The organism is Anaerobacillus alkalilacustris, assembly GCF_001866005.1.
Taxonomy (GTDB): domain Bacteria; phylum Bacillota; class Bacilli; order Bacillales; family Anaerobacillaceae; genus Anaerobacillus; species Anaerobacillus alkalilacustris.
On record NZ_MLQR01000029.1, the window covers coordinates 39469 to 61380 of the forward strand.

Annotated in this window: 14 protein-coding genes; 6 read left to right on the forward strand and 8 right to left on the reverse strand. The window is 36.9% G+C overall.

The genetic code is table 11. The features are described from left to right. Positions 1–444: 444 nt before the first annotated feature. The 6 genes from BKP37_RS10940 to BKP37_RS10965 form a co-directional block, all read right to left on the reverse strand. Positions 445–2193: a SpoIID/LytB domain-containing protein gene (locus BKP37_RS10940; RefSeq protein WP_169823133.1), complete on the reverse strand. Its 1749-nt coding sequence runs from the start codon at positions 2191–2193 to the stop codon at positions 445–447. 237 nt (positions 2194–2430) lie between these two features. Further along, on the reverse strand, positions 2431–3117 hold the full coding sequence (locus BKP37_RS10945) for an S-layer homology domain-containing protein (protein WP_071309636.1): 687 nt from the start codon (positions 3115–3117) through the stop codon (positions 2431–2433). 237 nt (positions 3118–3354) lie between these two features. Beyond that, on the reverse strand, positions 3355–4917 hold the full coding sequence (locus BKP37_RS19320; protein WP_084034663.1) for a LysM peptidoglycan-binding domain-containing protein: 1563 nt from the start codon (positions 4915–4917) through the stop codon (positions 3355–3357). Positions 4918–5118: 201 nt separating this feature from the next. Beyond that, positions 5119–6792: a S8 family serine peptidase gene (locus tag BKP37_RS10955; RefSeq protein WP_071309637.1), complete on the reverse strand. Its 1674-nt coding sequence runs from the start codon at positions 6790–6792 to the stop codon at positions 5119–5121. A gap of 33 nt (positions 6793–6825) precedes the next feature. Then, on the reverse strand, positions 6826–8463 hold the full coding sequence (locus BKP37_RS10960; protein WP_084034664.1) for a glycosyl hydrolase family 18 protein: 1638 nt from the start codon (positions 8461–8463) through the stop codon (positions 6826–6828). Positions 8464–8475: 12 nt separating this feature from the next. After that, positions 8476–9234 (reverse strand): hypothetical protein, encoded by a 759-nt coding sequence (locus BKP37_RS10965; protein ID WP_071309638.1) that lies wholly within the window; start codon positions 9232–9234, stop codon positions 8476–8478. Between the two features lie 153 nt (positions 9235–9387). Between BKP37_RS10965 and BKP37_RS10970 the strand changes: the two genes are divergently transcribed. From BKP37_RS10970 to BKP37_RS10995, 6 genes are all read left to right on the forward strand, one after another. Then, positions 9388–11112 (forward strand): DUF4127 family protein, encoded by a 1725-nt coding sequence (locus tag BKP37_RS10970; RefSeq protein WP_071309639.1) that lies wholly within the window; start codon positions 9388–9390, stop codon positions 11110–11112. A gap of 211 nt (positions 11113–11323) precedes the next feature. Further along, positions 11324–12079: a WecB/TagA/CpsF family glycosyltransferase gene (locus BKP37_RS10975; RefSeq protein WP_084034685.1), complete on the forward strand. Its 756-nt coding sequence runs from the start codon at positions 11324–11326 to the stop codon at positions 12077–12079. Beyond that, positions 12076–13623 (forward strand): putative polysaccharide biosynthesis protein, encoded by a 1548-nt coding sequence (locus BKP37_RS10980; RefSeq protein ID WP_071309641.1) that lies wholly within the window; start codon positions 12076–12078, stop codon positions 13621–13623. Before BKP37_RS10975 ends, BKP37_RS10980 begins: the two co-directional genes overlap by 4 nt. A 30-nt stretch (positions 13624–13653) precedes the next feature. Further along, positions 13654–15561 carry a DUF5693 family protein gene (locus BKP37_RS10985; protein WP_071309642.1) on the forward strand — a complete coding sequence of 636 codons (1908 nt, stop codon included), beginning with the start codon at positions 13654–13656 and terminating at the stop codon, positions 15559–15561. Continuing rightward, entirely contained in the window at positions 15549–16676 is a 1128-nt protein-coding gene (gene csaB / locus BKP37_RS10990; protein WP_071309643.1) for a polysaccharide pyruvyl transferase CsaB, read from the forward strand. The genes BKP37_RS10985 and csaB overlap by 13 nt, the downstream gene beginning before the upstream one ends. 72 nt (positions 16677–16748) lie before the next feature. Then, positions 16749–17840: a glycosyltransferase family 4 protein gene (locus tag BKP37_RS10995; protein ID WP_071309644.1), complete on the forward strand. Its 1092-nt coding sequence runs from the start codon at positions 16749–16751 to the stop codon at positions 17838–17840. A 26-nt stretch (positions 17841–17866) separates the two neighbouring features. Here the strand turns inward: BKP37_RS10995 and BKP37_RS11000 are convergent, their stop codons facing one another. Both BKP37_RS11000 and wecB read right to left on the reverse strand, forming a co-directional pair. Then, positions 17867–19711 carry an FAD-dependent oxidoreductase gene (locus BKP37_RS11000; protein ID WP_071309645.1) on the reverse strand — a complete coding sequence of 615 codons (1845 nt, stop codon included), beginning with the start codon at positions 19709–19711 and terminating at the stop codon, positions 17867–17869. Positions 19712–19967: 256 nt separating this feature from the next. Next, positions 19968–21065 (reverse strand): non-hydrolyzing UDP-N-acetylglucosamine 2-epimerase, encoded by a 1098-nt coding sequence (gene wecB, locus BKP37_RS11005; RefSeq protein ID WP_071309646.1) that lies wholly within the window; start codon positions 21063–21065, stop codon positions 19968–19970. Between the last annotated feature and the right edge of the window lie 847 nt (positions 21066–21912).

The window sequence follows — 21912 nt, forward strand, 5'->3', positions numbered from 1 at the left end:
GGCTTACCGTATTGAGTTTTGAATCTAAAGCCTCAGAGCAGCGTAGCCTCTTCTCTTTGTCTATTTTGCCTTGTTACCATATTTCACTCAGGCATTATGATTTACAACACACTACTCCAATCATTCTCCACCAGAAGAACTGTCGAAAGAATAATTCCTCTCGGGTAGCGCGCCTGCTCCTCAATCACTTTCTCATAAAAAGTTCATAGGTCGGGGTATCCATCGCTAAATACACTTCATTTTTAAATTGTCCACCGGAGCCCGACTAGCGAGACCGAGGATGTAATTCAATGCTGATTGCTTATCCCACCGAAGTCGGTGTCTTTAATTTATTCAAGTTGTAAAATAATAATTCTATACGAATTCACCGCAGTCAAAACGCCCTATGCATTTACCTTTTCACCTCCATTCTTCTCCTTGCAAGGCTAGGGGGGCCTGGCCCCTTCAATTAGTAATTACGATGGACCGAGTGTTTTCATGCCATTTTACTTGAGCCCCAATTTGTTCAGAAACGAACCTTAATGGAACAAATGTGGTTCCTCTAATAATTTCTGGTGCTACATCAATAGTCGTATTCCTTGCGTTTACAGAAACTGTTCGACTTCCTCCCCTTAAAATTAATTTTTTATTTGATGTTGTAATTGTAATGTCAAGAGTGGAGCTGTCCCAAGAGACATCTGCACCTAATTGTTCACTGACAAATCGCAACGGAACGAGTGTTCTGTCATTACGAATAAAAGGAGCCTCTAACAGTTGAATACTTTTTCCATTGACGGTTGCTTGACTACTGTTAATTACTAGTACAATCTCAATAGGTATTTCAGGTACGAGATTAGTTGGCTCATTCGTTTGTAAAGTGACTAATGCTGTGCCTGGGTAATAAAATTGTAAAATGTCTCTGTAACCGGAGCCATTGTCCGCCATACGCTTTGCCCCCCACTGACTCATACCAACACCATGACCAAATCCTCTTCCAGATACTATATTAGAAAGACCTTCATCTGTAACTTTATCGACTAAGAACGTTCTTATTAAGTTAATACCAATAATGGAACGAATTAGTTGGGCTGTTGTGTTTTTTAACTCTAACGTATGAACTCTCAATGAACCATCCTCATTTAAAACATATGAGTTTCCTGCCCGGACAAAAAACTGAATCGATAGATCCCCTCGTATTACACGCTCTCCTGAAGTTCGTTCCTCCCTAAATGCAAGATGTGGAATTTGATATATCTTGATCTCACTATTCGGGTACCCATTTCTTCCAAGCCATGATTTTATATTATTCGAAATTGTTTCATCCACTTCCCTCGTATTTTGCCACCAACTTCCAGGTTGATAAATATCTTTATCCGATAAATCTATCTGAACTTTTTTGAACTGGAAGCTCCATGGATGGACAGGATCATATGGATCTTCTTTTACGAGTAGATACGGTAAACTCGCTCCACCCCAAATATTCGCATTTGATTCCGTTATCCCCCCATTACTTGAGGAATAAACGGTCAGCGCTAACCTATCTTTATGTTGTAAAACTTGCCCTGTTGTTTCAATCACGGCTCTTGTACTATTGGGATGAGTAGACAAACCAGCATATACCTGAAAGTTAATCGAATCGTCAATGATTCTATTTCCGTGTGACATTGCGTAAGTTCTTGCTGCAATCGCTTGAACTTTTAATGCCTCAATAGCCCATGACGCTGGCATTTCATGAGGAACCACTCCTTTTAAATACTCTTCAACAGGTAGAGTATTTATTGGCCGTAGAAAAGAATTTTCTATAGTAAATTGCATGTTTCCTATATAGGGACGATTATTTATACGAATTTGGTGGATTTCGTTATTTTGTTTAGGGATAAATGTAAGTGTTGGCCCTTCTCTCAGTTTATTCGCTCCTTCATATAAAGCGACATGTCCATTTTCAATCGTAAGACGATAGGTTCGATTCGGGGCAAGATTTGGGACTCCTTCCACATTATACTCCCCAATAAAAGTAACAAACACTTCTCTAACATTCCCAAGGTAATTGATCAGCCTAATACTTATATTTTGATTAACGTTTTGAATGAATATTCCCTCTCTTGGAAGAAGCCTATCACTTTGAAAATGAGTTCCGTGATTCATTACTCGATCACGCACCATCGGATCTTCAGAATCTTTTAACTCGATCGGTTCACTGATCTCAGTTTGCAATCCTTTTGGCTGTTGAGTGCACGCCCCTAAAAATAAGATAAAAACCATAAGGATAAAATAAATATTTTTAATCGGTATTCACCTCTGTAGTATTATTCCTTTTCTGTTATTTTGTGTAGATCATGAAGAAATAACGATATAGACCCATTGCAATTATTACCTAAAAAGTAAAGTAGCAAAGAAACTTGTTTGCTCTTATATGATTTGAGTCAAACAAGTTCTTCTTTTCTAATAATTTTAGCTTTCGCCACCATCAGGATCTTCTGGAGTAACGGTTCCTTCGTCTTCTGGCTCTCCGTCTTCAAGATCTACTCCTTCATCGCCAGGCTCTTCGTCATCAGGACCCAGATCGTCTTCTTCTAGAGGACTTTCTTCTGGAGCCCCTACATTTTCATCAACTATCTTTTCCTCTTCCACTTCTTCAGGTTCTGGAAATACTAAAATTCTATCGTCATGTAGCCTTGCAAAAAGTGCTGCAGCTTCAGCCCTAGTTAATGGTTTATTCGGTTGAAACTCACCATCTCCAACACCTGCAAAAAATCCTATATCTGTTAACCATTCCACATCAGCAGAATACCACTCACCAGCTTGTACATCTTTAAATTTCCCTTGATGCCCTTTGTCCACAAGCCTTTCTTGGCGATTGGCTTCACGTCTTTCTGCACCTACTCGGTTACCAACTTGTGTAACCCCAACCTGATTGGCACGTATTTGTTGTAAGTTTGTTTGCCTGCTGTGATTTGCAGCAGTTTGTCGTGCTGATTGAGTTGTTTGCCCTGTTACTGCTCCACGAGTTTGGTTAGCTTCCGCAGCATTCATTTGTATGGGTCTCTCTACATTTTGTGTTTGTTGTTCAACACCGCATCCAACAAGTGTTCCCATCATAATTGTAGCAACTGAAACAGTAAGGATTGTGTTTTTCATTTTTAATCCTCCTTTCCTTTTATATTTTTTGTATTTTGATAATAACTACTCATGGATATTATTAGATAAGCTTTTGAAATTCCACCGTATTTTCCAATTTATTTAAGTTTTAATCTCTATGGCCATTGATCAACCTGCTTCTAATGAAGATATATAAATAATAGGATGACCTAACTACATAAGTAGTTTAAGTCATCCTATATATTTCGACCCTATTTCCTCGACTCTAAATACAAATTAATTGACACCTGCAGCCACTCTAATTTGGTTTTGCATGGTGGCTTGTACAAGACCATCATTATGTCTAGTACTATTTAAAAAGTGGATGCAAAAGTGACCCGCATAATTATTATTTCTAATTACATGGTCTCCATGTGGGAAGGAATGCATGGCAGCAGCTAATCTTCGTCCATCAACAGAGATGATAACAGCTCTTGGAGTCCAAGAAAAACTTCCGCCCCATTGTTGTCTCATAATCTCTGCATCGTTTGAAGTTAGTGGTTCCGCATCCGCATGATTTCCGCCCATTGTATGCCTAATGCGGAAAGTTCTCCCCGATTGAAAATCGGTTACTGTTGCATCTTTTCCAATCGGAAATACATATCTTGCCTCTGTCCACCAATCGAGTAACTCTCCATGACGAGAGCTAGTGACTGGTCTAACGGGAACATGATAAACTGGGATAGTCAGTGTTTGACCAATACGTAATGTACTATTGATGGACAAGTTATTCACTTGTAACAGTTCAAGCATCGGTATTCCATATTTAATACTTAAATTCCATGCATTATCTCCTGACTGTACCGTGTGCGTTGTAAATGTTTTCGTTACCCCTCCACTTGTTGGCGGTGACGATTCATGCTCGACAGTAGTAGGAACTTTTAATACCTGGTTACTAGCAATGCGGTCAGAAGTTAAGTTATTGGCACTCATGATCACCTCAACCGTAGTGTTAAATCGGGCTGCAATTCGAGACAACGTATCACCAGACACCACCGTATAATAAACGATATTTTCAGTATTTGGAGTTGGATTCGAATTATTCTCATTTCCACCTCCACCTGTTTTTTCACGAACAAACAATGTTTGTCCAACCCTAATCACATCACTTGTTAAGTTATTAAGGGAGCGTACTTCACCGACTGTTATATTGAACATAGCCGCAATGCCTGAAAGAGTATCTCCTGCAACTACAGTATACGTTTCAGGAGTTGTATCGATGATTACCGTTCTGTTATTTTCGTTCCAAGTTACTTTGTATCCGAATGTTTCAGAAATGAACCGTACTGGAACAAAAGTAAAATCATTAATAATTATTGAAGGTGGGATACTCCGTTGATTACCGTTCACTCGTGCTCCATTAGCTCCTACGATAAAGGATATACTTATATCCCCCTTGTTGATGCCAACCGTTCTACTTTCTCCATTCCACCATACACCTGCCCCAAAATGTGTAGAAATCGCCCGAATGGGTATTAAGGTTGACCCGTTCTCTATAACTGGACGTGGACTTAAGTTAAGAGCCACTCCATCCACTACTACATTTACTTGCGTTAGTGATTTAGCTGTAAAATTTTTTTTCTCTTGATCTGGTGAATATAGTCTACCATGTTCTATCCTTAACTTTTCTAAATAATCTTCGTTAAAATCAATTTGAGAGTCACTTTCCTGCCAATCTACAGTGTCATTTTCTGTTTGGCCTTGATCGTTTTCCGACTTTAAATGATCATGATCTTGTAGACGTTCTCTTACAGGGGTCTCATTCATTTGTTCTTGAACACCCATTCGACCTAGATTCATTTGCTTTTCTTGATTATTAGGTTGTGAACATGCTGTTGTAAATGTAACAATTAAAATGAATAGAAGTAGTAAGGTTCTCGTAACACATCACTCCCCTTAAAATGTATAGTTTAAGGTTGTGTATATGCTCCCGTCATTATTACTGTTAAATCTATGCAAGAGTTACAATACATTATAGGTATAAACTTGTCTCACTAATTTTTAATTCGCTATTTGGTCCGATACCCGGTTCATTAAAACCGCCATTTGAGCTCTTGTAACTATTAATCCCCCTCCAAACTGATTAGGGGAGATCCCTTTGAAAATTTGGTGATGAGTAGTTGCGATCACATCGTTGGTTGCCCAGTAACCTTCTTGTACATCGATAAAAGGATTTCCCATTTCTGGCGTTCGCTTTAAATTTAATATTCTCGATAAGATAGCGGCCATTTGTTCTCTAGTGATTGTCACATCGGGTGAAAAACGGTTCTCAGCTGTTCCCCTCATAATTTGATGTTGACTAATAATTTCTATATCCTCTTGAGCCCAATGACCTTTTATATCTTGAAACTGTGGTGTGTTCCCAGAAGTCTTAGTTAGACCTAAAGCTCTAACTAAAATAGCTGCTGCTTGTGCTCTACTTAATTGAAGCTCTGGACCAAACTCCCCTTGCTTAATTCCTCTCATCCATCCTAAGTGAAATACCTCAACAATATCATGAATAGCCCAATGACCATAAATATCTGTTAAAAACACTGGAGCTTGTATCAGCCCATACCCGAACCACTCATCTCTTCCCTGTTTTCCGAGGTCTAATGATGTATTTTTTAAGATTTCCCGTAAATCTTTGGCATTTAACCTTGGATTTGCTTCTTTGAGTAAAGCTAAGGCTCCAACAACAAATGGTGTAGCCATGCTTGTCCCGTTCATTGATACATACTGATTATTCAAATACGTACTATATATATTTACACCTGGCGCACTTTGCTCAATCAGATTTCCTGTAGCCGAAAAGCTCCCTCTTTTATTGTTTCTATCTGTCGCTGCTACAGCTATAGCAGATTGATATCGAGCTGGAAAAACGAGTGTATCACCCGTTCCTTCAGGATTTCCACCATTGCCTGCAGCAGCAACGACTAGGATATTCTGAGTGTAAGCATCGTTGACAGCCTTTTCCAGAACAGCAGAATGTCCATTCGTACCTATGCTCAAGTTTAGAATATCGATACGGTTTCGAATGGACCAATCAATCGCAGCAATTATGTCAGATAGGTATCCGTTTCCTGTTTGATCCAATACTTTTAAGGCGTATATTTCAGCATTTGGAGCTACACCTATAATTCCGATGTTATTATTTAGTGCACCTACAATTCCAGCAACATGTGTCCCATGCCCATTATCATCAAAGTAATTGTTTGTGTAGTTAACAAACGAAGCACCACCGACAATGGATAAATCTTCATGCGGTGAAACACCTGAATCAATAATGGCAACTTTAACTCCTTTCCCAGTTAAGCCTGATTGAACCGATCTAGGAGTCAATATTTGGTCATACCCCCAATTTTGGGTTTGTTGTAACATGGATACCACTTGATCTTCTTCTACGGCAATAACCTCAGGATTTTTCCTTAGATGGTCAATTTCATCATCTGGCAATAATGCACCAACAACATTAATTGTTTCGGCTTCTTGGATAATGACCCCTTCAACATCTTCTATTAACTTTTCTTCAATTTCATCACGAAATAATACGATATAACGATGTATATCACTTTCGAGTTGGTCATTTATTTGGTCATGTTGTTGAATACGGACATCATTATTTTCAGAGAAGCATGATGTTAGGACGAAAAGGAGTATAAAAAAAAGTATGACAATCCGGTCAACGTTTTTCACTTGGACATCACCTCCATAAACAACATTCCTTATTTATTGATTTTGGTATTTTTCAAATTCAGCTTCCATTCTATTCATGAGTGCAGCCATTTGAACTCGAGTAGATTTAGCTCGAGGTCTAAAGGTACCGTCCTCAAACCCTGAAAGGAATCCTCTCTGATAAATTGCCATGAGAGATTCAAATGCCCAATCATCTGAACCGATATCTGGAAACGGATTTCTTTTATCTCGGTCAAAATCATATTGAAAAATATTGTTTAGAATCGCTGCTAACTGTTCTCTTGTCAGTGGATCATCTGGACCAAACCGATTATTCCCCAACCCACTTACCATTCCAAGCTCTCGAGCTATTTCAATCTCTTTACGAGCCCAATGGGTTGTCGTGTCAATAAATTCGTACCTATTCGGGTTTCTATTCGCCTCGCCTAATGCCCTTACGAGAATAACCGCACCTTGTGCTCTGGTCAGTTCTGCTTCTGGTGAGAAATTTGTGGATGCTGTTCCTGCCATCCAACCCCTGTTAGCCACAAATAGAATACTCTCTTCTCCCCAGTGGCCTACGGGTACATCATCAAAGAACCTACCGTTTAACCAAAGTGAATAGTAATTCCACGTTCCATGTTCTTCTAAAGAAAGTGCCCAGGAACCTGTCCCTTTTATTCCATACTTTTGTGGGAGTCGTAACTTTTCTTTCTTCGCTTGTTCATTATCGAACCAAATAATATAGTCACCTTCAGTTAACTTTTTTCCTCCTTGAAATTCGTGTTGTCCAGGTGGGATCCTAAAGTTTACATACGCTGACCTTCTTCTAGTGTCATATGTAACTTTCCCATTAAACTTGTTTACAATTTCGGGCACCCTTCTGTGGGCTAAACCCATTCCCTCAATTGGGCCATCAGCTATTGTCGGACCATCCGTCTTCCACATCCTCCCATAAAAAGGTAAACCTAACACAATTTTATCCTTTGGGACCCCTTCATTTAATACATATTGGATCGACCGCTCTTGAAAGTTAAGACTTGCTACTGGGCCAATAGGACTATCAGGTCCCCCCCAACTTTCATCGTACGCCATAATCATTAAATAATCAGAATATCTGGCTAACTCTCTTTCATCATAAAACCCGTGCCAGCCCGTATTCCAACCATTTGGATTGGCTGCAATTGCAACGGATACTTCTTTATGCTTTGGGATATATTGTCTTAATAATCTTACAAGGTCAGTGTGTTCATTTCGGTATTGGTGGCCGACCCCTTCAATATCCACATTTACACCGTCAAGGTTATATTCCTCAATCGCAGCGGCAATGTCACGAGCAAGCTGATCTCTATTTATTAAACCATTGATACCAGCGTCCCGATGCCAATGATTTGCTAAGAAAGGGACCACTTTGATTCCCCTTTTATGCATTTCTGTAATAAAAGAGGTTCGAAGCATCCAAGTAATATCTAAATTTCCCTCTGGTGTAACGTCAAAGTAGTTTGGAGAAACGACATGTACGGCTCTATTCGTGGCGTCGACTTGCTGAACAAATGTGTTAGCGCCGCCAAAATAAACATAAGTCATATTAAATAACTGATTTGATTGTGCCAATGATGGTTTAAAAAGAGGTATAGTAGTAATTGCTAGAGCCATTATGATAATTATAGTAACCACACATATTTTTTTCACAACGATCCCCCTTTAACCTTCTCTCGTCCGAAGATCAGCTTCAAAATGGAACTGATTTTCCATATGTTTTAAACGGAAGTGGACGTTTTTGTATTCAATTTCGCGATCATTACTCGGTATAGCAGCATTAGGTCCAATGTCTAAATTATGAAACACTTGATTAACATCATAATATTCAAAGTAAAAACTACTCATCAGAACGATTTGACTCCATCCCGTTAACAAAGTATAGCGATCGTCCTCTGTTGCACCCCTACCTTGTAAGCGCATCAGCTCTATTTGTTCTTCATTTAAAATAGACACCGTTAATTCAAACCCATTATTAAAAGTAAAAGAATAGGTCGATTGATTTCCTTCTGCCCCTTGTTTTTCTAAAGAAGTGATATACATTTCGCTATAAATTTCATCAGCTAAAGCATTCCACCTGTTAATAAATTCGTCAAAAGGATATGAGATTACTTCCACCTCTTCTATCTCTTCTACTTCTTTCACTAGACCTGGTTCTTCTTCATTATATTCAGAAACTTCTGCTTCCTCTTCTTCTAATTCGTACGTTGTTTCTAGTTGTTCACTCAATTCATTTTCGGTTTTATCTATGCCGTCTTCTTCAGGATCTATTTGATCGAATTCCTCACCCTGATTTTCAGTCTCTAACCTTATGAAGGATTGTCCATCTTGCTCGTTTTTATTTAGACCGTTACAAGCGGCTATTTGAGTAGTAAGTAATACAATAATAAGGATGAAGGCGATATGTTTGACCGATTTTTTCATTGATTTTCCCCCTTTGTAAGTTTTGAAGCTTCAACGTTTTTAGGTTGTCCAAGTATAGTATTTTTACATATAAAATCTTGATTTTGGAAATTTAAGTATAGCTTTGCAACTTCTACAAATATGTATGTGGTTGAATAGGAGGGTCAATAGGAGATGAATTTCAGTCGGAGAATTATTAGTTTAGTAGTACTTCTCATCTTCACAACATCAGTACAGTTCCATACTGTACAAGCGGAAAAAATAGATAACATTATGCCAATAACTTTTGACAAAGTAAAACTAGAACGGATGTTTAGGAACGGGGTAACGATTATGCTCATTCCTCTTGACAATAGACCAGTTAACTCATTCGTACCTCAACATATCGCTGCATCTGGTGGGATCAACCTTTTATTACCACCTTCCTGGATGCTTGGTAACCATCGAACCAAAGGGATGGCAACACAAATTACGAACTGGATGTTCGAATATGCTGACCAAGCAGATATCTATATTGTTTCAGCTGATATGCTTGCGTACGGTGGTTTATTGTATTCAAGATCAACTAGCTCAAACAACGAAAAAGAAGCCCTACAAAATCTTAAAAGCTTGGAACAGTTAAAGAAGCAATACCCTCAAAAACCTATTTACGTTTTTGATACGATACAGCGCCTCACAACAACTGTAGGTTCTAACGATGATTTAGAACTGTACCATCATTTACGAGAGTGGTCGAAATTAAAAGGCATCGAGCAACGTCATCTCACTAAAGACCTTAAACACCAATTAAAGGAGATCGAGCAAAAGATACCACACCATTTTTTAACGAACTACACGAAGAATCGAGAGCGTAATCATAAAGTGAACTTATATTTAATTGAAATGGTTTCAAAAGGTGTTGTAGATTATTTACTTTTTGGCCAAGATGATGCTGGAAAATCGGGTATCCATACTATAGAACAAACGATCCTCCAATCAAAAATTAAAGAAGAAATGGTTGAGGCAAAAGTTGAAATCATACCAGGAGCTGATCAGTTAGACGTTTTGTTGATAAGTAGGTACTACAACTTACTTAATGGTGTGAAACCTTCTTTCCATCTCACGTATTCAACTCTTAATGGTAATGAATGGATACCTGATTATGAAGATATCCCACTCGCTGAAAATATTAAAATGCATATCAACGTCATTAACGGTACCATCACTCTAGACGAGCAAAAAGCCGATTTTCATTTGATTGTAAATACGAACCGATTGGTTGAACCACAGCCTGATTTTAACCATAAGAAAGCCGTAGCATTAATCGAAAGGAAAGTGAATTTACATTATCCGATTATTTTAGCTGACGTTGCCAATTATAAAGCAGATTCTGAACTTTTTCGTTTATTAGTAAAAGATCAATTGGTTCCAGTGCTTTTTTCATATGCTGCTTGGAACACCCCCGGGAACACTTTAGGGCTTGCACTAAGTCATGCAAGTATTCACAATGTTTTCTTACAAAACAGCTATCATCGCTTAACGAAAAGTGAACAGCAATTAGTTTATAAGTATCACCTAGAATACTTATTTCATCGATTTTTAAAAGATTATTACTATAAAAGGGAAATCGTAGAAGGCATTCGTAATTCCTTTATAGGTAAACAATTTGATGAGTGGAATCTTGCAACAAAAGAAGAAGAATTATTACGCCTTGTCCAACGTCAACTACAAAATGATGTGAAGGAACTTTTTTGTTCTTTTAATCGTAAATCATGGCCATTACCTGGTGATAACGAATATTCTATTTCAATATCTAATATTTCTATGCTCGATACATCCTTTCCATGGAATCGGCTTTTTGAATTAGACATTCAACCTACTTTAGAACTGAAGTTAAATAGTACGAATATAATGCATTGATGTTCTAAGGTGTTAAGAACAGCTTAAGAAGTGAGACTCCTCACCTAATTACGGTCTTAACACTTTTTTTCATATCACGATATTAAAGAAAATATTTTCTTTTCAAGTATAAATTTACTAATATACCCAATAATAAAAAGTGACAATTTTTTTATGAAAATGAGCTGATATTGTGGATTATGTAAATGTCTTAGGTATCGAAGTGTCAAGAATGACGAATGAAGAAACCGTTAACTTCATAGTCGAGGAACTGAATCAAGGAAAAAAACAATTTGTTGTTACAGCCAACCCTGAAATTCTTTATCGGGCTTATAAAAACAAAGAATATTTAACATATATCCAGCATGCAAATCTTGTAACCGCCGACGGAATCGGTGTAGTTAAAGGGGCTAAAATTTTAGGCCAGTACATTCCTGAACGTGTTACAGGGGTAGATATTTTTTACAAGTTATTGGAACAAGCAAACCTTAATGGCTATTCCATTTATTTACTAGGTGCATCAGAAGAGGTATTAGAGAAAACGACACATAAAATTAAAACTCTTTATCCTCGAATTCAATTAGCGGGAAAACACCATGGATTTTTTAATGAACAACATGACGAAAAAATTGTTTGGGAAATTCAAAAACATAAGCCTGATTTCATTTTTGTTGCCTTAGGCTCTCCCTTTCAGGAAAAATGGATTGCCCAACATCTGCACCAATTCGAACATGGTACTTTTATTGGTGTAGGTGGAAGTTTCGATGTTTTTTCAGGACAAATCAAAAGAGCTCCTAACGTTTGGCAGAAGTTAAATTTAGAATGGTTCTATCGGCTATTAAAACAACCACGGCGAATTCAAAGAGTTGCAAAGATTCCATTTTTCTTTTTGTATGTAATGAAGCAAAAAGTTGGGCTTTTAGAAAATTTTGAGGAAACCAAAACTATTAATAATCCTGTTAATAATGAAAAAGAGCGTTCGCTATGAATAGACGTTTTGTTGAAGGTGCCCTTTATATTTCAATAGCCACCATATTGTCAAGGTTGATTGGTAGTTTTTTTCGTGTGCCACTTCAAAATATTGCGGGAAATGAAGTTTTAGGGATTTATACATTAATCTATCCCGTGTATATGACGACCTTAACATTAGCAGTCGCTGGGATTCCCCTAACCATTTCCAAACTAATAGCTGAAGCAAGAGCAAACGGGAACGAGCAAGAAATCTACTACATTTTCAGAACCGCAAATATATTAGCGGTCCTATTAGGTAGTCTAAGTTTTTCTATCATTTTTTTGTTTTCCGAGACACTTGCAACGGTACTTGGTGGTCAACACGTACGTATTCCATTAATCATTCTAACGTCGAGTTTGGTGATTGCACCTTATATGGCTATCTATCGTGGTTTCTTTCAAGGGTTTGAGCAAATGCAACCAACAGCTATTTCTCAAATCATTGAACAATTTGTACGTGTAGTGTTTATTTTATGTATCGCATTCATACTTGTGAACCAAAATATGTCAGTTGAAAACATTGTTAGTGGGGTAATGATCGGGTCTGTTATTAGTGTCATCGTTTCTCTTTTTTACTTGAAACTAAAGTGGAAAAAAGCAAAGTTACTACAACAAATTACTTTAGGTTTTCAATTCGCTCAATTATCGAGATGGGCTAAGAGAATAATAACATTATCTATCCCTATATGCATCGGTACTTTAACGTTTACGATCATCTTTGTAGTTGATTCTTTTACAGTACCTACGCAACTAATAAAGATCGGTTTTGAGAAAGAGATCGTTACAGACTTGTATGGCTATTACGGACGTGGATTAGTGCTTATACAAATACCTGTTGTATTAGCACAATCTCTTATTTTACCTATGATCCCAGCTGTTTCTAGTAATACACTTAATTCGCAACAAATAACAGAAAAGGTTTTGTATTTTATGCACCTAACCGCTTGGCCAATCTCGATGGGGATTTTTGCATTAACAGCACCTTTAAATTATGCCCTTTTCGGAGATTTCAATGAAAATGTATTAATAGCCGTTACTCATTTAAGTGCATTATTTATTACATTTTCAGTGTTAACTACAGGAATTCTCCAAGCTAACAATCGTTCCGTTCAAGTGGCGATTGTATTAATCTGCTGCTCGATTTTAAAAGGAATATTAAATCTTCTCTTAATTCCGTTCTTAGGGTTGTTAGGGGCTGCTATAGCAACAGTTGTCGTGTATATGGGGCTATCGATATTAAATACATGGGTTATAAAAAAACATTTATCCATTCAAATTTGGACAAGAAACTATACCGTTTTTTCTTGTTCTGCCATTGTTATGGCCATGATGATCTCTGTACCTTTTCAATTATTGTTTCATTACACATGGACTCGTATAGAGACCGTCTTTTATTTAACAGGAATAACTCTATGTGGTGCAGTCATTTATTGTATTTTGATTACCTTATTTAAAGGAATTACAAATAAGGAGCTATCCTGTATCCCAATTATTAGAAAACATATTACGGTCTCAAAGTAAGGTGCTTTTGAATAAAGAAAGGAAGTTTATATGAACAAGTTCATTTGGGGATTTATTATTTTTACATTGGTTGTTAGCATTCCCAGCTTGATCGACCGGGTAAAAGTTGAAAATAAAAATACAACCTATGAGGTAGTTATACCTTTTTCGGATGTTCAAGCATTATCAAAAGTGGGACTTTCAACTCGTGAAATTTTACACGACTTACAAGAGGCGAATGTATCTTCCATTAGCTTCAAACCTCTTACGATCCAAGACTTAGAAGAAAGGTATATCATTCAAGTGATCGAAAAAGGTCAGATCTTGCAACAATTTTCATCAAACCAGAGTCTGTTACCTAGTGAAGACGGATTATATATCGAATTACTTGATCCTACTCACCCCCTTGTTCGATTCATACCTGAAGCGATTGAAAGTAACTATCATCATAGTATTGTTGTGCAATCTATTGGTTTAGGTAATAAAAACTTCTACTTCATCCCTTTTGGTACAAAGTTTACGAAGTATCAGCCGATTTCCTTTGATGTGGAAGATATTCAATTGGCTATTAATCACGGATTTTCAATAGTTCCAAGATTAGATAATGCCTTTAATATACAGGATCAAGAACACCCTTTAATTCAACAAATAACACAATTTAGCGAAAATATGAAACATATGGTTTTTATGAATCATGAAGTACCAGGATTTTCAGAAAATGAACAAGAAAAGACAGATATTATACAAATGGCTGAACATTTATCCAATTGGGATATGAACGTTGTCATGATTGAAAGCTCTTATCAAAAGGGATTTCATGATCTAATTCAAGAAACAGGAAATTCACTTGTAAGACTACATAGTATTACCCTTGGGAAAGGAAATGAGGATAAATCTTCTCATGTGTATCGAAGTGCACGTGCTTTAAAAGAACGCAACATCCAAATGTTATATGTAAATATTATTGAAAAGCACCCACTCGAAGTATTTCACACTTCAACAGAAGCTAAAGACTCGTTTAAAGACACCATTACTTTTCTTACGAACGTACAAAGCTTGACCCATAAAAAAACGGGAGAAGCTGTGCCATTACAAGATCTTAAGTCATCACTTCTGTTAAAGATCTTTAGTCTGATCGCTTCTGTTGGTTTCGTTGGCTTATGTGTTGGTAAATTAAAGAGCCGGCTAGCTTTACCTGCTATGTTCTCTTTTGGGGTTGCTGCTATAGTGGGTTTGTTCTTTCAAGTATCCTTTCTTATCAAAATTGTTGCATCAGCGACTGCCGTACTAGCGCCTGTTTATGCGATATTATCCATAAACTATCCAAAAACAATGGGACAAGTCGTTACTACCTTTTTTAAAGTAATTGGCATCACTATTGTTGGTTGTTGGCTTGTAGTAATTACGTTATATGGTTGGGAATACCTTGTATATCTCGATCAATTTAAAGGAGTAAAAATGCTATCTGTTCTTCCCCTAATCATTGTTGGACTAAAAATCACTGGCTTTTCTTGGCTCCAAACTCAGCTTAAGTTTTGGCATGTGATTTTAGTTACTTGCATTGCTGTTGTTCTTTGGTTCTACGTAGGACGAACAGGAAATCACGGAGTGGCGATTCCATTTGAGTTATTGCTTCGCCAAGAATTAGAAAATTGGCTTGGTGTTAGACCGAGAACGAAAGAACTATTAGGTTATCCTATAATCCTATTTGCCATTTACCTGATTAAGCAAGGATATGAGAATGGAAAGTACTTTTTGATATTAGGAGTCGTTGCATGTAGTTCTCTTGTAAGTACGTTTACTCACTTTCATACTCCTTTATTCGTATCTATACATCGCAGTGTCCTCAGTATTTTCATAGGGATTGGTGTAGGATTGCTGACTATTTTCGTATGGTATTTAACCAAACAGTGGTTTTATTCCTTAAACAAGGAGCGAACAAAAACATGGCAATTGTAATATCTGGATACTACGGATTTGATAATGCCGGAGACGAAGCCATATTATATTCAATCATCCATGCCTTAAAGGATGAATCCCCAGCGATTTCGATTACCGTTTTATCCAATCAACCAGAAAAAACATCGCAACTTTATAATGTTAGCGCTGTAAATAGGTGGAGTTTAAAAGAAGTTATCCGAGCTATAAAAGCATCCGATGGGGTAATAAGTGGGGGCGGTAGCCTTCTACAAGATTATACCAGTTTTAAATCGATTAGTTACTATTGCGGGGTCATGGGAATTGCACGTTTTTTTAATAAGCCCTACTTTATTTATGCTCAAGGGATTGGACCCATTAAATCAAAGATCAATCAAAGACTTGTCGCCTTTACGGTCAACCACGCTTCTCTCGTAACGGTACGGGATCAAGAGTCGAAACATTTACTCCAAAGCATTAGCGTAAAAGAAAACATTATGGTGGTTCCTGACCCTGTGATGGGGTTGAAAATAACAGCCGAAAGAGTGGAACCATTAAGAACCTATTTGCCCGAGGGTCCTTATATTTCTGTAGCTGTTCGGTATTGGTCGAAAAAACGAACCTACCTCAAAGAACTATCAAAAGCCTTAACAACATTGGCTGAACAAGCTGTAAATATGGTTTTGGTTCCTATGCATGGTGTTGATGACCTCAAATGCTCAGAAGATATAAAAGCAATGATGTCTAAGCAAGCACAACAACACACTTTTATCGTTCCGGCCCATTTTTCTATTCAAGAAAAAGCGAAAATAATCGCTCATTCGGAATTGTTAATAGGAATGCGGCTCCATTCTCTAATTTTTGCAGCTAATAGCTTAACACCATTTATTGCTATCTCATATGACCCTAAGATTGATGCGTTTACTAAGCTTTGTGGACAACCATTAATGGGTCACGTTCAGTCTCTTAACTGGGATGCAAAGCAGTTAATAACAGAAATAAATTCTTGTTTAACTTCAAAAGAAAATTTAGTTGAAAAAATTCAGAAGTACGCAAATACCGCTAGCAAAAGAGCCAATTTAACAGCTAATACAGTACTCTCTAGATTAGGAGCCTCGGCTTATCCAGAAAAAACGAAGTTCAACATAGATGTATAAAGGAATGTAGACGAAATTACTTCCTAAAAATATTTAAAGTACTTTATCAGTATATTTTAGGAGCTGAGACTATTGATTTTCCTAATATCTTTCATATGCTTTCTAGCCTCAATATTGGTGACTCCAGTCGTTATAAAACTAGCCAAACTAATAAACGCTGTCGATCTTCCTAATGGCAGAAAAGTCCATCGAAAGGCCACACCATTATTAGGTGGTCTATCGATCTATTTAGGATTTATAATAGGCATCCTTTGGTTTCACCCAGAAAATCACTTTATATGGCCTATTATTATTGGTGCTACTGTCATAGTTTTAACAGGTATGATCGACGATATGATCCAATTGAAACCGCGATGGAAATTCGTTGGACAAAGTATAGCTGCGATTTCGGTTATTAGTGGGGGCCTATTTATTGAGTTTATCAATTTACCTTTTGAAACAATATGGGAATTGGGCTTCTTAGGCATTCCACTCACTTATTTATGGATTGTAGCCATTACGAATGCGATCAATTTAATCGACGGACTTGATGGTTTGGCTGCTGGTGTTTCAATTATAGTATTAACAGCCATTTCAATCATTTCAATTATGGCAGGTAACTTCTTTATTTCACTGCTTACTTTAATACTTATAAGCAGTACATTAGGGTTCTTATTTTTTAATTTTCATCCTGCTAAGATTTTTATGGGTGACACTGGTTCGCTTTTCTTAGGGTTTATGATTTCGGTTATTTCCATTTTAGGCTTTAAAAGCATTACCTTATTTACGTTAATCGTGCCAATTATTTTGTTGGCGGTTCCATTATCGGATTCAATATTTGCAATTATTCGGAGAATCGTCCATAAAAAGTCGATCGTAACCCCTGATAAATCCCATTTACATCACTGTTTAATGAAGATAGGATTTACCCACAAAGGAACAGTTTTACTTATTTATGGACTTAGTGCTTTTTTTGCGGTTTGTGCGATGCTGCTTACAAAATCAACTTTTATGGGTGGTTTCATCATTACCCTAATTATTATTATTACAATTGAATTAACGGTTGAAATCGTTGGGTTAATCAATGGTAATTATCGGCCAATGCTCAATTTTATCAGTCGATTTAAGAGGATTGGAAAGTCTCAGTATTTCTCTAAACAAAATAAGGATTGGTTTAAACATTAATTGTCTAACCAATCCTTATTTTTTGTTCAACGATTTTGGCTTAATTGTTTTAACAGGTGAGCAGCTATATAATAACCTTCTTTACGAGTTAAAACTCGATCTTCATTAATTTTATTAAATACCATTTCATTAATTAAATGAAATTCTAGCGCTTGTCCCCAAGTTCGTTCTGAAACTGAAGCGTCACTAAAGACTTCAATAATATATGCTGCTATTTCATCTCTTGTGAAGTAACCTTTATTAAACGTATCATTATCAAATGGTGAAAGTAATTTAGCTGTAAGTTCTTCACTACGAAGTCCGTTTCTTTGTATTCCGTTAATTAACAAATTGGTAAAGTGAAGACGGTTTAACTCTTTTTCCACTTGTAAATCATTATGATAACCTCCTACGATTAAACCGAGGTTCATTAAATATTGAATCGATTCGTCGTACCACTCCCCTTCATATGGATAAGAAAGTTTGAAAGGCTCAACTTTAGCCCCTTGATCCTTTAGTCGTTGGCGAAGTGTAACGATTAAGGACGCATCTTTACTCAATTCTCTATAGTTTACTTTGTTTTCTATCGATAATTGTGCGGCAACTCCCCCTGCCTCACCAACAGCCATGCCTGTAGGGATAATTCTTGCACTACCCGCGGCAATGGAAGAGTAACCTGCAGAGCGACTAACTATAATTAAGTTGTCAATTTTTAATGGGACGATAGATCGAAACGGAATAGCATATTGGATCGGTGAACAAATGACATACCCATAGTCATTTGGAGAGGTTGCTTGAATATCCACTGGGTAACCTCCGTAGGCAATACTATCCCAATGATCCGCATTCGTCCATATATCAGACATAGGAAGCATATATTCAGACTGAATATGGCGAGTTTCACGAATATATAATTCCTCAGGGTAAGTTGCAATCTCAGCATTTTCAAAACCAGGAAACTCTTTTTGTAAAAACGTTAGGACGTGTTTGGTTTCACGCTTCCCTTTTTCTAATCCTACTTCTATTGAATGAGGATCAAGGCCATCAACACCAAAAATTTGTAACGCATTTATGTAAAATTCTTCATCACCATTTCCATGATGTACCCGTACTAAATTTAATCCTCGTAAACGTGTATTATCTTCCACTGGCTTATACTCATAATGGAGGTCGTTAAATCCCCACGAAACCGAATCAGTGATCCATGCTTTCCCAAACCTTTGACTTTGAACCGCTCTCTTCACCCCCTCCCAATCAACGCCTGTTAAATGAATCATCAAAGTAGCAGCCATTTTACGATCATCAAGATGTATATCTTCTCCACCTAGAAAAAACGGTACACCAGCCATGACGGCGAAGTCGGCATCTTGAGTCGCATCAATAAAGCGTTTTGCGTATATTTCATAGGTTTCACGATTTTTTACAACCAGCCCAGTAACGGTTGTTTGATCATTTGAGAGAATTGGAGAAACGACATCGCTATTAAGGAAAAGTGTTAAATTTTCCTCCTTTTGGATGAGGTTGTGAAATGCATCTTTCCCATGTTCAATAGAAAATGCATCATCCTCACCAACAAGCTTATGCCACTCTTTAAATATCCCCCCGATTGCAGGCTTTTGGTTTATACCATATACCATATCAATAAAGTTAAGCATACCAAATGTCATTAACCCGCCTAAAGCTTCTCTCTTTTCAATTAAAAGTGTTTTTGCCCCGTTTCTCGCAGCAGAGACTGCAGCGGCAACGCCCTCAGGTTCCCCGCCAATGACCACAACATCATAATAGTCAATAGTAGCCTCTCTATTCGCTGGGTTTTGAGCACTTTTTATTAAATGACTATTAGATATTATGAGAAAAAGAAGCAAAGGAATGATTATATAGATCTTTTTCATTTTACTTACTCCTCCAATAATTTTTTCAAGTTCTTGAGTGTATTCTTTTAGCTTCGGCTGAATTTACCGAAATATTCCTTTTGTAAAGGATTTTTGTATTTTGAATTTTACAATTCTTTTATTAACCTATGATAATTAAAAGGACCATTGTTCGTTATTGTTAATGTTTGATTTTGATATAACGAAAAAAACCTTAAAAATAAATAGAAATCTATTTATTCTTAAGGTTTTTGAAACAAATATTAAGAAAAAGCAACTAATTTTCTTCTAATATATCCGCAATTTTTTTACTTGCAAATCCGTCACCATACGGATTTCTAGCCTGACTCATTTTTTCATATTCTCCTTTATCACACAGAAGCTTTCTTATGGCTTCGTAAATCCCATCTTCTTTTATTCCTACCAATTTTAAAGTACCAGCAGCTACTCCTTCAGGTCTCTCAGTTGTATTACGCATCACTAATACTGGTTTGCCCAGACTTGGGGCTTCTTCTTGGATTCCACCACTATCTGTTAATATTAAGTAGGATCTTGAAAGAAAGTTATGAAAATCCAAAACCCCTAAAGGTTCAATTATTCTAACCCTATTACAATTTCCTAAAATTCCTTGAGCATTACTTCGTATTTCTGGATTTAAATGAATAGGATACACGACTTTTATATCTGGATACTCATCTACAATTCTCTTTAATGCTCTGAAAATGTTTCTTATTGGTTCACCGAGATTTTCTCTTCGATGGGCGGTTAATAGAACTAGTTTACTATCAGCAGCCCAATCTAGTTGTTCGTGGTAATAAGGATCTTTTACGGTCATTTTTAATGCATCGATTGCGGTATTACCAGTAACATAAATGCTATTAGGGTTCTTACCTTCCTTAATTAAGTTAGCTTTGGTTTGTTCTGTCGGTGTAAAATGGTATTTTGCTATAATCCCAATGGCTTGCCTGTTAAACTCTTCTGGAAATGGTGAATAAATATCATATGTTCTTAGCCCTGCTTCTACATGACCAATAGGAATTTTCGAATAAAAACAAGCTAATCCTGTTACAAATGTTGTTGTAGTATCCCCATGAACCAAAACGACATCAGGTTTAACCTCTTCGAGAATTCGTTGCAACTTCTCTAAAATATTAAGGGTGACGTCAAATAAAGTTTGCTTCGTTTTCATAATTGAAAAGTCAAAGTCAGGAACAACTTGGAATGCATTCAAAACTTGATCCAACATTTCCCTATGTTGTCCTGTAACACAAATGACCGTCTCTATTCTATCTCTACTTTTTAGTTCGTGTACTAAAGGACACATCTTAATGGCTTCGGGTCTAGTTCCAAACACTATCAGTATTTTTTTCTTCATACTCGCTTACCAACTTTACAATTAATTTTATTAAACCAATTTTGCCCTGAGGGATGTACTCATTGACTTCAGATTGCTAGTCATTTTTTTATTTCATACCTAAGATTGAGTCAATGATCTTTGTTTAAGAGACATTCCATTTTACTCTTCCCACAGTAATTCACACCTCGTTATACAACCTATTCTCTTTTTATACAAGGTATATGTGTATTCACCCTCATTAAGAACTACCAAAAAGGTCCAGATCCATTCTGATTATAACGTTAATTAGCTCATCCGATATTTCCTAATGCGGCCGAGCGAAAAACTCTCCACTTAACAAAATATAAGCGACAGGCAGTTCTTCAGAGGAATTGTCACATAATAGCCATGGGTACAACGCTAAAAGGATAGAAATGTTCTCGATACGACTCATATTATTCTTTGGACTTTTTGACCATATCACACCAAATTGCATCTTTTTCCTAGAAAACTTTAATTGGCATTAATAAAAGGGGAGTCTAAAAGTATGTATTATTACCGCTCGAATCAAACCCAAAATAATTATAATTGCTCTTATATTTTAGAATTACTCAACTATAGTCTATATTTAGAGAAAATGATTTGTTCAATGACTACACAGCTATTCTATATTGAGGAAACAGAGGATTTAAAAGGTAACCCCGAAATGCATCAACATCTCGTCCCTGCATCGTATATCGTGTAACAGCAGTCGGCTCTGCCCTACGGTTACAGAATGGGGAGTTCCAAGATAATAGCATTCTCATGGCCTTAAACGACCACCCGCTAAAGCAGGTGGATTTGGACATAAAATGTCGACGACTAAAGTCGTTTCTTAAGACTGAAG